Below are 12,515 nucleotides of genomic sequence, written 5' to 3'. Positions count from 1 at the left end.
TGTCCAGGCAGGAGGGCGCTACCCTGCTGCTCCGGTCGAAACTGGCCAACCAGGGTAAAGGTCGGATTAACCTGTGGTTGCGGGCCGCAATTGTTTCGCCTGCTGGAACGCTTCGACAGGACGAGGCCGGTTCGGACCGTGTTGAGAGGCCGGGGCCTCCGTCAGATCCGCCAGGGCAGCACGTTCCGCGGCAAGCGCTTGCCGCACAGGTCAAGTCCCAGCATCACCGCGAGAATGATCAGGGAGGCGCTGATCGCGACCGCAGCCGCCTCGCCGGCGAGCCCCGCCTCCTTCAGGCTGAACAGCACGACGCCGAGGGTCTCGGTGCCCGAGGACCAAAGCAACGCCGAGACGGTCAACTCGTTGAAGGCGACGAGAAAGACCATCAGGCCCGAGACGGTTGCCGCCGGAGCCAGGATCGGTGCCACGACGAAGCGCAGCATCTGCCAGAGGCTCGCGCCGTCGAGCTTCGCCGCCTCCTCATGATACGCCTCGATCTGCGCCATCGCCGCGACGGGCGCTTTCAGCGCCAGCGGCAGGAAGCGCGCCAGATAGGCGAAGAGGATGATGAAGGGTGTGGCGTAGAGGCTCACTCCCAGAAGCGGCAAGGGCTTCAGGAAGAGCAGGATGCAGGCGATGGCGAGCACGACGCCGGGCAGGGCATAGGGCAGTTCGATGACGAGCTCGACGACGCGCCTGAACTTGCCCATGCGCCGCTCCAACGCATAGGCGAAACCGATCGAGATCAGCGCGAGCAGCAGGGCGGCCGAGCCGGCGAACAGGAAGGAGTTGCGGAAGGCCCGCATCGTCACATCCTGGCGCAGCAGCACCTCGGTGAATTTATCCAGCGTCAGGCTCTGCCAGGACAGGGCGACGCCGAGCGCCGGCGTCAGGGCTTCGCAAAGCAGCGCCAGGAAAGGCAGGCCGAGCTTCAGCGCCAGCAGCGTCCAGAGTGCGCCGGCAACCAGCGGCCGTGTGCGCCCGAGCGTCCAGAACGGCTGCAGCGGCCGCTCGATCTCGACCTTGCCGCCGGCGCGCCGTGTCGCCAGCACGCTCGCCAGGATGCCGCAACCGGCGACCAGAGCCACCAGCAGGGAGAGTGCGGCGGCGTCGGACAGTCCGGCCGGCCCGAAACTCGCCAGCCGCCGATAGATCAGCGTCGGCAGCGTCAGGTAGTTCACCGGCAGCCCCAGCAGCGCTGGAATGCCGAAATTACCGATGCCGGCCACGAAAGCGATCAGGGCGGCGGCGATGATCTGCGGCCGCAGCACCGGCAGCAGGATGCGCGCGACGATCGTCGCCGGTCCCGCGCCCTCCATCTGTGCCGCCTCGACCAGCGAATGCGGCACGCTGCGCAGGCCGGTCCAGAGCGTGATCGCGACCAGCGGCGCGTGATGCAGCGCCATGACCAGGATGATGCCGCCGCGCCCGAGCAGTGGGTTCGGCGTGCCCGGCGCGGGCGATAGGCCAAGCGCCCCCAGGATTGGCGAGTGCGGCGCGAACAGGCTCAGGAATGCAAGAGCTGCGACCTGTGGCGCGATCATCATCGAGAACACGAAGAAGAAGGCGAGGGGGCGCTTATGGCGCAGATCCGTGACGCTGAGCGCAAGCGCCACAGCGCCGCCGATCAGCAAGGCTGCGAGCGCGCAGAAGCCCGCCGTCTCCAGTGTATGGAGCGTCGCATTGACCGCAGCGCGACTGCCGATCTGTTCCAGCGCGGCGTCGGGAGCGAACTGCCAGCCCGGCGCAAGGGCCGCGATGGCGAGCCGCAGGAAGGGCAGGGCGCCAAGCAGCAGGGCGGCGAGCGTGACGGTGGCCGGCAGTCCAAGCCCCTCCGGCAGACGCAGAGGTCGACGCAGAGCTGGCCAGCTCGGGCGCGCGGCGTCGCGCCGCCAGTCGGGACGGGCGATGAGCGTCATTGCGCAGGCGGCGGGGTGCGTGTCACGCGGCGCTCACTCGAAGATCGCGCTGAAGCGTTTGCGCGCCGCAGCCTCGCCGGCAAGCGCCTGGGCGGCGTCGAACGGCATCAATTTGATCGCGTCCCGCGTCGGATAGCCGGCCGGCAGTGCGACATCGGGGTGGGCTGCGACATAGCCCTGGCGCAGCGCCAGCGCCTGGCCTTCCCGGGAGATCAGGAAATCGACGAAGGCCTTCGCGGCTTCCGGGTTCTTCGTCGATTTCAGGATCGCGACCGGCTCGCCGACGGCGGAGACGCCTTCGCTGGGAAAGACGAACTCGACCGGCGCGCCCTTGGCCTTCTCGCGGATCGGCATGAAGTCGACGATCATGCCGTAGAGCTTCTCGCCGGTGGCGACCTGGCGCAGGATGTCGCCATTGCCGCCGGCCGCGAGCGCGCCATTGTCCCGTAGCTGCTCGTAATAGCGCCAGCCGCCGGGCAGGTTGCCGGCCAGCGTCATGGTGTGGATCAGGGCGGCGCCCGAATTCAACGGGCTCGGCATGGCGAGCAGGTTCTTGACCTCGGGCTTCGTCAGGTCAGCCCAGCTCGTCGGCTTCAGCGCAGCCTTGCTGTTGTAGACGATGCCGGTGGTGATCAGCTTGGTCGAGAACCACATCTTTTGCGGGTCGTGGATGCCGGCCGGATAGGCGGAGACATCGGCTGCATCATGCGCGAGCAGCCGCCCCTCCTGCTTCAGGCCTTCCATCGTTACCGAGTCGGCGATCAGCAGGACGTCCGCCTGCGGGCTGCCGGCCTCGATCTCGGCGCGCAGCTTCGCCATCACGCGCGGCGTGCCGTCACGCACGAAGCTCACTTCGACTTTAGGATAGAGCGCCTTGAAGGCATCGATCGTCTGCTGCGCGTCGGTGTTGGGCTGGCTGGTGTAGAGGACGAGCTTGCCCTCCGCCGCCGGCGCCGCTGTGGAGGCGAGCGCGCCCGCGGCTGCCAATACGATCAAGATGTTGGCGCGCATCGCCGCCTCCCATGGGCCTCGACCCGGCAGGGTCCATCAGGGCCGTTAGGCCCCCTATATGACATATCCATGAAAGTGCCAGCGATCCGCCGCCGCGCCGCGCCGGTGACGTGAACTGCCCGAATTTCCCGCATTGCACCGGCTTGTTTGTCCGAGGGCTTTTCGACTAGTGTCCTCGACAAGACGTCCTAAATCGTCGGCATTAAACGTTTTAAATGGGAGGTTATCGATGAAATCGGTTCGTTATCTCGTCACCGGTGCGGCCTTCGCGGCGATTGCCGCGGGTTGGTCCGGCGCGGCGGTCGCGCAAGAGACCATCACGGTCTGGTTCACCAAGGGGTTCTACAAGGGCGAGGATGACGCGCTGCTGGCCGTCGTCGACAAGTTCCAGAAGGCGACCGGCGTCAAGGTCGATCTTTCGCTTTATTCCACTGAGGATTGCGTGACGAAGTCGGTCGGCGCGGTCGAGGCCGGCACGCCGCCGGATGTCGGCTTCTGCACGACCTATGATTTCCGGACGACTGGCAAATGGGCTTTCGAGGGTAAGCTCGAGGATGTCAGCGACGTCATCGAGCCGCTGAAGACCGACATCCTGCCCGACGCGCTCGTCGGCACCTTCCTGATGAACGACAAGACCAAGAAGAAGGCCTATTACGCCTTCCCGGTCCAGCAGCAGATGATGCACATCACCTACTGGAAGGACATGCTGGAAGAGGCCGGCTTCAAGGAAAGCGACATTCCCAAGGGCTGGAACGGCTACTGGGATTTCTGGTGTGACAAGGTCCAGGCCGGACTGCGCGCCAAGGGCAAGCGCATCTACGCCGTCGGCCATCCGATGGGCGTCGCAGCGTCCGACACCTTCTACTCGTTCCTGACCTTCGCCAACGCCTATGGCGCGCAGGTGGTCGACGAGAACGGCAAGATCATTCTCGACCAGCCGGCCAACAAGGCGGCGATGATCGAGGCGGTGAAGTCCTACGCCAACATCCTGCAGCGCGGCTGCACGCCGCCCTCGTCCGTGAACTGGCTCGACCCGGACAACAACGTCGCCTTCCACAACAAGACGATCGCGATGACCCACAACGCGACGATCTCGATCGCGTCGAAGCACCTGGACGACATGAACAATCCGGCTCTGACCCAGGAGCAGCGCGACCAGGCCAAGAAGAACTACTTCGACAATATCCGCACCACCCAGTTCCCCGACAAGCCCGATGGCAAGCCGCTGCCGAACCTCGCCGCCGTCAAGACCGCTGTGGTCTTCGCCGATGGCAAGAACAAGAAGCGCGGCAAGGAGTTCATGGCCTTCATGATGAAGGACGAGAACCTGCGTCCCTTCGTCGAAGGTTCGCTCGGCCGCTGGCTGCCGACGACCAAGTCGGGTCTCGCCAGCCCGTTCTGGACCGACGGCAAGGATCCGCACCGCGCGCTGGTTTACAAGCAGTTCAGCGCCGGCACGATTCCCTTCCAGTTCGTCTATAACTACAAGTTCACGGCTGTGAACGCCGAGAACGTCTGGGCGAAAGCGGTCAACCGTGTCGTCCAGGACAAGGTAGCTCCTGAACTGGCGGTCGATGAGATGATCGCACGTATCAAGCAGATCGCCGGCTGACGCCGACGTTCCGAATCTAGCGAAAGAGGCGCCCCTGCGGCCGAAAGAGCCGCGGGGCGTCGAACCGTCTCAACATGACGGCGATACCGAGGGAGTAACGCATGACAGCGACCACGATGGCTGTGCCGGTCTCAACCCCGAGCGATGCCGTGTCCGGTCATACACGGGACCGCGCGCTCTGGGGCGCCATCATGCTCGCGCCCTATGTCCTCGTCTTCGCGGTCATGGTGGTCTACCCCGTGGCCTATGGCCTCTGGATCGGCCTCAACTGGAACTCCTACCGCGCACTCTTCGCCGACCCGATCTTCCTGCGGACTGTGTTCAACACCATCGTCTTCCTGTTCATCGCGGTGAACCTGAAATTCGCGATCGCGATGGTGCTCTCTGGCTTCTTCGTGGCGCAGCGGGCTTGGATCCGCTTCGTGCTGGTTCTCTTCATCCTGCCCTGGGCTGTGCCCTCGATCCCGACCATCCTGTCCTTCCGGGTCATGCTCAACCCCGAGACCGGCATGGTGAATTCGCAGCTGTTCCAGTGGTTCGGCATCGTCGAGGGACCGGGCTGGCTCACTGATCCGACGCTGGCCTTCGCCTGCTCGATCATGGTCCATATCTGGAAGTCGCTGCCGTTCTGGACGCTGATCCTCGTCACCGGCCGCCTCGCCATCGCGCAGGACCTTTACGAGGCCGCCAGCGTCGACGGTGCCAGCAAATGGCAGCAATTCAAGTTCATCACCTGGCCGTCACTGGCGACGCTCTACGTCACCTCGACCATGCTCTCGATGATCTGGACGCTGGGCGACTTCAACAGCGTCTACCTGCTCACCGGTGGCGGGCCGGGCGACCTCAACCACGTACTCGCCACGCTCGGTATCCGCTATATGCGCAACAACAACCTCGATCTCGGCATCGCCTCGATCATCGTGGCCATGCCGCTGATCCTGCCGATGGTCTATTTCATGGTGAAGCGTCTTTCGAAGGGAGCCGAATGATGAAAAAGGCTCTCGACGAGGGAAAGCTGATCCTGATCGCCATTCCCGTCCTGCTCTGGACGCTGCTGCCGATCTACCATCTCTTCGTGCTGTCGATCTCCAGCCAGGAATCGATGCTGGCCGGCAAGCTCTGGCCTGATGCACCGACGCTGCAGAATTTCACCATCGTCTTCAAGCAGCAGCACTACTATCTGACGAATTTCTGGCTGCAGATGTTCAACAGCTTCTTCATTGCGGTCGCGACCGGGATGATCACGCTGTTCGTCGCTACCTTCGCCGCCTTCGCCATTGCACGGCTCAAGGTCAAGGGCGGCCGCACAATCATGAACCTCGCGCTGGCAACCTATCTGATCCCGGCCGCCTTCCTCGCCATCCCGATGTACAAGGCGATGGGCTCCTACGGGCTGCTCAATACGCAGACTGCGCTGATCCTGGCGATGGTCGCGCTGGCCTCGCCTTATGCCATCTGGGTGCTGAAGCAGGCCTCCGACAAACTGCCCAAGGAACTCGACGAGGCCGCGATCATGGACGGCGCCACCTCGCTGCAGCTCTTCCGGCTGGTCTATCTGCCGCTGATGAAGCCCTCGATGGTGGTCATCGGCATCTATGCGCTGCTGCTCGCCTGGAACGAGTATCTCTACGCCTTCCTGCTGCTCTCCAACGAGAAGGCGGTTCCGCTCGCCGTGGGGCTGGGGCTGTTCCTCTCGGCCGACGACGCGCCCTGGAACCTGCTGATGGCGGCGGGCCTGCTCTACGCCATCCCGCCGGCGGTGATCTATTACGGCTTCCGCAAGAACATGGTCGGCGGCCTGACCTCGGGCGCCGTCAAAAGCTGAGCGCACTGTCATTCTGGGGCGCCCCGCAGGCGCGAACCCGGAAACCACGACCGGGCAAGGCGCTTGCCGATGCGTTGGAAAAAGTGCTCATCCGGTCGTGGTTTCCGGGTTCTTCGCGGAGTTTATCCTTGGGCCGACCAAAGGTCGGACCCGAGGGAGCAGCCTCGGAATGACGAGGGATGCATGCCGGAAATGCTTCATCCCCCTCGCCAGACTGCCGAACAGACGTCACATTGCAGGCGTTAGCCTCAAGCCGAAGACTGCCAGGAACCGATCATGACCGCTTCCAAGCTCGACCAGCTCCGCGAGATGACGACCGTCGTCGCCGACACCGGCGATATCGAGGCGGTTCGCCGGCTGAAGCCCGTCGATTGCACCACCAACCCGACGCTGATCCTGAAAGCGGTCGAAACCCCGGCTTACGCCCATCTCGTCGACGAGGCGATCAGCTGGGGCAAGAAGGCCGGCGGTGGTGAGAAGGCCGTGCATGCGGTCTGCGACCGGCTCGCCGTCACCTTCGGGGCGGAATTGACCAAGATCGTGCCCGGCCGCGTCTCGACCGAGGTCGACGCCGATCTCTCCTTCGACACGCAGGCGACGATCGACAAGGCGCGCGCCATCATTTCCGCCTATCAGCAGCGCGACATCGAGCGCGACCGCATCCTGATCAAGATCGCTTCGACCTGGGAAGGCATCCAGGCCGCCAAGGTGCTGCAGGCCGAAGGCATCGACTGCAATCTGACGCTGCTCTTCGCCCTGCCTCAGGCAGTCGCCTGCGCCGACGCCAAGGCCTTCCTGATCTCGCCTTTCGTCGGCCGCATCCTCGACTGGCACGTCAAGGCGGGAGGTGGTCCCTACACGGCCGAGACCGATCCCGGCGTCGTCTCGGTGAAGGGCATCTACGCCTATTACAAGGCGTTCGGGATCAAGACGGTGGTGATGGGGGCCTCCTTCCGCAACACTGGCGAGATCGAGGCGCTGGCGGGCTGCGATCGGCTGACGATCGGGCCCGGCCTGCTCGACGAATTGGCCGGGGCGACCGGCGATCTGCCGCGCAAGCTGTCTCCGGCCTCCTCGCCGCAAATGGCCTCTCCCGGCGGAAGCAGGATCGTCCTCGACGAGAAGGCCTTCCGCTTCGCCATGAACGAGGACGCCATGGGCACGGAGAAGCTGGCCGAGGGCATCCGCGGCTTCGTCAAGGATCTGCGCGGGCTTAGGAAGCTCGTGGCGGCAAGGTTGGGCTGAGAGGAGCAGTTCTGTCCCGACGGATGGATGCCCGATCGGTATGGGTCGTTAGCTGTTGGGCTTCGCACCGCGTAACGTGCGATCCGCTTTCTGCGAAACAGGGGAGGGTTCAATGCCCGATACGACCAATCGACCGGCAACAGAGTCATTCGGTACGAAACTGGTTTCGTTGCGACAGAAGTCGGGTTGGCTCCTGGCGGCGGGTATATCGCTTGTCGTGCTCGGCGTCCTCGGCCTGCTGATGACGGCGGCGCTCAGCATTGCCAGCGCGATCTGGTTTGGCGCGATGGTGCTCGTGGCGGGCATCGTGCTGGTGGCCGACGCGGTCCGCCATAGCGGCTGGCGGAGCCGTCTGCTGCACGGTCTGATCGGCCTGCTTTATCTCGTGGTCGGCATCGTCACCTTCTCGAATCCGCTGGCGGCGACGGCATCGCTGACGCTATTCGTCGGCGCCGCGCTCTTTGCGACAGGCATCTTGCGCATCGTGATCGCCTTCCAGACGCGGCCCAATCCCTCCTGGAGCATGATCCTCGTCTCAGGCCTGCTCTCGCTGGTTCTTGGCGTGCTGATCATGATCCAGTGGCCGGCATCCTCCCTCTGGGTGCTCGGCACTTTCCTGGCGATCGAGTTGATCTTCCAGGGGATCGCGACCATCACGCTGGCCCGTGCGATCCAGTCGACCTTCGATGGAGTCATCGCCAAGCGGAGCACGCCCGCGGCGGAGGCGTAGAGCGTTTTTAGGCGAAGTAGGCACCGGTTCGCGTGACGAAAACGCGCTAAAGCAAGGAGTTGGAGCTACTGAACGATCCAATCGGATCGGAAACGGCTCCAGCATCACCTTTGCGTGTGCGGTGGAACGCCACCATGGCGCGGCCATGATAGGCGCGATAGATCGCGGCCATGCTGCGCTGCGTGTCCCTCGCGATCTTCGCTTTGTTCCTTGCCGGACCTGCGGCGGCGCAGGCGACATGGCGCTTCGACCGCGCTTCGACCGAGATCAGCTTCGTTGCACGCCGCTTCGGCGCAGTCGTCGCCACGGGCCGTTTCGAGCGCTATGACGGTACGCTGGCGCTGGATTTCGACCAGCCCGAGAAGAGCCGGATCAGGGTTACGATCGAAACCGGTTCGATCAAGGCGGGCTCGGCGCTGATGGACGGCTTCATCACCGGCGAGAGCATGCTGGATTCCGCCCATAGCCCGACGGCGAGCTTCAATTCCGCCAGCGTGACCCGAACCGGCGAGCGCAGCCTGCAGATCAGCGGCCAGCTCACCATCCGTTCCGTCACTCATCCCATCCTAGTCAATGCCGTGGTGGATGGCGATCTCGACAAGGCGCGCCGTGGCGAAAAGCTGCCTTTCCACGCCAGCGGTTCGTTCATGCGCCCCGCCTTCGGCATCGGCCGGGACGTCAATGTCGTCGACGATCTCGTCGAGATCGCGATCAAGGGGCAGCTTTCGCGATGATGGCTGCCGAGGTTGGCCGGCCCGCGCGATGGCACCCCGCGATCGTCGCCCTGCACTGGCTGACCCTGCTGCTGATCGCGCTCCAGTTCCTGCTCGCCAGGCTGATGGGCGATGAGACGCGCGACCTCGTCGGCCGCTTCGAACTCTATCAATTGCACAAATCCATCGGCCTGACGGTCGCGGTTTTCGTGCTGCTGCGGCTCGGCTTGCGTCTCGCCTTGCCGGCGCCGCCGCCGACTCGTCCCGAGCCGTGGCAGCGCCTTGCCGCCGGCGCGGTTCAGGGCGGCCTTTATCTCTGCCTGGCCGCACTGCCGCTGACCGGGATGCTGATGGTGTCGGCGGCGCCGATCCAGATCCCGACCTTGTATTTCGGCTGGTTCGCGGTGCCTCATCTCATCGGTCCCGACAAGGCGACCTATGAGATGATGCTAGCCCTGCATGAGCGGGTCTTCGACCTGCTCATCGTGCTCGGCCTGATCCATCTCGGCGCAGTCCTGTTCCACCGCCTGGTCTGGGGCGATGGCCTGCTGCGCCGGATGTGGTTCAGGGGTTAGCAGGCTGCTAAGGCTCAGGCGCCTTTCTGCGCCTGTGCGGCAAAGGCCTCGGCCCGGATCGTCGAGAGCGACTTCGCCGGCGTGATCGCCTCCGGATCGAGCAAGCAATGGATGATCGCCGGCTTCCCGCTCGCGACCGCGCGCTCGAAGGCCGGGCCGAATTCGGCCGTGGTCTCGACGCGTTCGCCATGGCCGCCGAAGGCCTTGGCATAGGCGGCGAAATCCGGGTTCTTCAGCTCGGTTGCTGAGACGCGGCCGGGATAATCGCGCTCCTGATGCATGCGGATGGTGCCGTACATGCCATTGTCGATCACCACGACGACGACAGGCAGATCGTACTGAACCGCCGTCGCGAAATCCTGCCCGTTCATCAGGAAGCAGCCATCGCCGGCGAAGGCGACGACGGTGCGCTCCGGATAAAGCCGCTTGGCGCCGATGGCGGCAGGTACGCCATAGCCCATCGAACCGCAGGTCGGCGCGAGCTGCGTCGCGAATTTGGTGAAGCGGTGGAAGCGATGCACCCAGGTGGCGTAGTTACCGGCGCCGTTGCACAGGATCGCATCGTCGGGCAGGTAGCGCCGCAGCCAGGTCACGGCCTCGCCGGGATGGAAGGCGCCGGCCACCGGCGCGGGCTGCTCGGTCCAGCCGAGATAGGCCTCATGGGCTTCCGCCGCTGCGCCGGCCCAGGGGATCTCCTGCGGCGGATGCACCGTCTCCAGCGCGGCGCAGAAGGCGGTCGGCGAGGCGTTGATCGCCAGGGATGGCCGGTAGACGCGGCCCAGTTCCTCGGCATCGGGGTGGACATGCACCAAGGGCCGGCCGGGCTCGGGGATGCCGAACAGCGTGTAGGACTGGCTCGGCATCTCCGAGAGCCGCCCACCGACGAGCAGGACGAGATCGCTCTCCTTGATGCGCTTCAGCAGCTTGGGATTGGGGCCGATGCCGAGATCGCCGGCGAAGTTCGGATGGTCGGCCGGGAACAGCATCTGCCGGCGGAAGGAGACCGCGACCGGCAGGTCGAAACGCTCGGCGAAGCGGGTGAAGCGCTCGATAGCCTGCGGGCTCCAGCGCGAGCCGCCGAGGATCGCGACCGGCGACTTCGCCGCCCAGAGCCGCTTCTGCAGATCGATGGTCTGGAGCAGCGACGGGTGTGTCTCGGTGACCTGATAGGGCTGCGCATCGGCCACGTCGGCAAGGTCGGTCAGCACGTCCTCGGGCAGCGCGATCACCACCGGGCCGGGCCGGCCGGCGGTCGCGACATGGAAGGCGCGGCTGATGATCTCGGGGATGCGCGCGGCATCGTCGATCTCGGTTGCCCATTTCGTCATGGTGCCGAAGACGGCGCGGTAGTCGAGCTCCTGGAAGGCCTCGCGCTCGCGCATGCCGCGCTCGATCTGGCCGACGAAGAGGATCAGCGGCGTCGAATCCTGGTCGGCGATATGGATGCCGGGCGAGGCGTTGGTGGCGCCGGGGCCGCGTGTCACGAAGCAGATGCCGGGCTTGCCCGTCAGCTTGCCGGCAGCTTCGGCCATCATGCAGGCGCCGCCTTCGGCCCGGCAGATGGTGACCTTCAGGCTCGCATCATGCAGCGCGTCGAGCACGGCAAGGTAGCTCTCGCCCGGTACGCAGAAGGCGTCGGTCGCGCCGTGGATCAGCAATTGGTCGACGAGAATCTGCCCGCCTGTGCGATTAGCCATGGTGCGGCCCTCCCCAGGCCGGGTCGTTCAGGATGTCGTCGTGATGTTCGCCGAGCCGTGGGCTCGGCCGCTCCGCCACTTGCCTGACGCCGTCGATCACGATCGGCGAGGCGACGGTCGGGATCGTCCCGCCCTTGGCGGCGGCGCTGGGCAGGTCGACCTTGACGCCGCGCGCCATGATCTGCGGGTCGGCGAAGACCTCGTCGACGGAATTGATCGGCCCCGCCGGCACGCCGACTGCCTCGAGCGCCGCCAGCAGGTCGGCCTTGCCGTAGCGCTGGGTCAGGGCGTGGAGGGCAATCGTCAGCGGCGCGCGATTGGCGACGCGGGATTTGTTGTCGGCATAGTCCGGGTGGCTGGCGAGCTCGGCGCCGCCCAGCACGTCGCAGAGCTTGCGCCACTGCCCGTCATTGCCGGTGGCGATGATGATGTGGCCATCGGCGACGGGAAAGACGTCATAGGGCACGATATTGGGGTGCGCGTTGCCGAGCCGCGGCGGCGGATTGCCCGAGACGAGATAGTTCATCGCCTGGTTGCCGAGCACGGCGACCTGAGCATCGAGCAGCGCCATGTCGAGCGTCGCGCCCTCGCCGGTCAGATCGCGCCGGCGCAGGGCCGAGAGGATGCCGACCGAGGCGTAAAGTCCGGTATAGATGTCGGCGACGGCATAGCCCGCCTTCATCGGCGCGCCCGTCGGTTCGCCGGTCACCGACATCGGCCCGCCCATGCCTTGCACGAGGAAGTCGTAGCCGGCGCGCGGCGCATAGGGGCCGGTTTGGCCAAAGCCGGTGACCGAGCAATAGATCAGGCGCGGGAAGGCCGCGCGCATCGCGGCGGCGTCGAGCCCGTATTTCTCCAGGCCGCCGACCTTGAAGTTCTCGACCACGACATCGGCATGGGCGGCGAGGCGGTACACCAGCGCCTGGCCCTCCGAGGTCCGGAAATCGGCCGTGATCGAGCGCTTGCCGCGATTGGCCGAGTGGAAATAGGCGGCCGAGAGATGCTCGTCACCGACGCCCTCGACGAAGGGCGGCCCCCATTTGCGGGTGTCGTCGCCCTCGGGCGCCTCGACCTTGACGACATCGGCGCCGAGATCGGCCAGAAGCTGGCCGATCCAGGGACCGGCAAGGATGCGCGCGAGTTCGAGGACGCGCAGGCCGGCAAGGGGAGGGGTTGGGGACATCGACA

At 65.4% G+C, this 12,515-nt stretch carries 11 protein-coding genes; 7 read left to right on the top strand and 4 right to left on the bottom strand.

Translation table 11 applies throughout. From position 1 onward, the window contains the following. Positions 1 to 161: 161 nt before the first annotated feature. Positions 162 to 1,919: an ABC transporter permease gene (locus ACSQ3P_RS09010; protein ID WP_436165263.1), complete on the bottom strand. Its 1,758-nt coding sequence runs from the start codon at positions 1,917 to 1,919 to the stop codon at positions 162 to 164. Positions 1,920 to 1,952: 33 nt separating this feature from the next. Next, a complete protein-coding gene (locus tag ACSQ3P_RS09005; protein WP_436165262.1) occupies positions 1,953 to 2,930 on the bottom strand; it encodes an ABC transporter substrate-binding protein in 978 nt (325 codons plus the stop codon). A 229-nt stretch (positions 2,931 to 3,159) separates the two neighbouring features. On the opposite strand from ACSQ3P_RS09005, the gene ACSQ3P_RS09000 reads away from it, so the two are divergent. The 7 genes from ACSQ3P_RS09000 to ACSQ3P_RS08970 all read left to right on the top strand — a co-directional run bounded on the left by ACSQ3P_RS09000 (position 3,160) and on the right by ACSQ3P_RS08970 (position 9,630). Continuing rightward, a complete protein-coding gene (locus tag ACSQ3P_RS09000; RefSeq protein ID WP_436165261.1) occupies positions 3,160 to 4,542 on the top strand; it encodes an ABC transporter substrate-binding protein in 1,383 nt (460 codons plus the stop codon). 116 nt (positions 4,543 to 4,658) lie between these two features. Beyond that, positions 4,659 to 5,531: a carbohydrate ABC transporter permease gene (locus tag ACSQ3P_RS08995; RefSeq protein WP_436166219.1), complete on the top strand. Its 873-nt coding sequence runs from the start codon at positions 4,659 to 4,661 to the stop codon at positions 5,529 to 5,531. Continuing rightward, positions 5,531 to 6,367: a carbohydrate ABC transporter permease gene (locus tag ACSQ3P_RS08990; RefSeq protein ID WP_436165260.1), complete on the top strand. Its 837-nt coding sequence runs from the start codon at positions 5,531 to 5,533 to the stop codon at positions 6,365 to 6,367. Before ACSQ3P_RS08995 ends, ACSQ3P_RS08990 begins: the two co-directional genes overlap by 1 nt. 276 nt (positions 6,368 to 6,643) lie before the next feature. Beyond that, the gene (tal, locus tag ACSQ3P_RS08985) at positions 6,644 to 7,612 is read left to right on the top strand and encodes a transaldolase (RefSeq protein ID WP_436165259.1); all 969 of its coding nucleotides are present in this window, start codon (positions 6,644 to 6,646) and stop codon (positions 7,610 to 7,612) included. 169 nt (positions 7,613 to 7,781) lie between these two features. Beyond that, the gene (locus ACSQ3P_RS08980; protein ID WP_436165258.1) at positions 7,782 to 8,342 is read left to right on the top strand and encodes an HdeD family acid-resistance protein; all 561 of its coding nucleotides are present in this window, start codon (positions 7,782 to 7,784) and stop codon (positions 8,340 to 8,342) included. Between the two features lie 170 nt (positions 8,343 to 8,512). After that, positions 8,513 to 9,076: a YceI family protein gene (locus ACSQ3P_RS08975; RefSeq protein ID WP_436165257.1), complete on the top strand. Its 564-nt coding sequence runs from the start codon at positions 8,513 to 8,515 to the stop codon at positions 9,074 to 9,076. Then, entirely contained in the window at positions 9,076 to 9,630 is a 555-nt protein-coding gene (locus ACSQ3P_RS08970; protein ID WP_436165256.1) for a cytochrome b, read from the top strand. Before ACSQ3P_RS08975 ends, ACSQ3P_RS08970 begins: the two co-directional genes overlap by 1 nt. Before the next feature lie 14 nt (positions 9,631 to 9,644). On the opposite strand, the gene ACSQ3P_RS08965 is transcribed toward ACSQ3P_RS08970, so the two are convergent. Together ACSQ3P_RS08965 and ACSQ3P_RS08960 are read right to left on the bottom strand one after the other, a co-directional pair. Next, positions 9,645 to 11,327, bottom strand: coding sequence for a thiamine pyrophosphate-binding protein (locus tag ACSQ3P_RS08965; RefSeq protein ID WP_436165255.1), 1,683 nt, complete (start codon positions 11,325 to 11,327; stop codon positions 9,645 to 9,647). Continuing rightward, positions 11,320 to 12,510: a CaiB/BaiF CoA transferase family protein gene (locus ACSQ3P_RS08960; protein ID WP_436165254.1), complete on the bottom strand. Its 1,191-nt coding sequence runs from the start codon at positions 12,508 to 12,510 to the stop codon at positions 11,320 to 11,322. Before ACSQ3P_RS08960 ends, ACSQ3P_RS08965 begins: the two co-directional genes overlap by 8 nt. Between the last annotated feature and the right edge of the window lie 5 nt (positions 12,511 to 12,515).

The organism is Allobosea sp. LjRoot9, from assembly GCF_964252745.1.
GTDB lineage: Bacteria > Pseudomonadota > Alphaproteobacteria > Rhizobiales > Beijerinckiaceae > Allobosea.
This window is presented reverse-complemented; position numbering and strand designations above follow the sequence as displayed.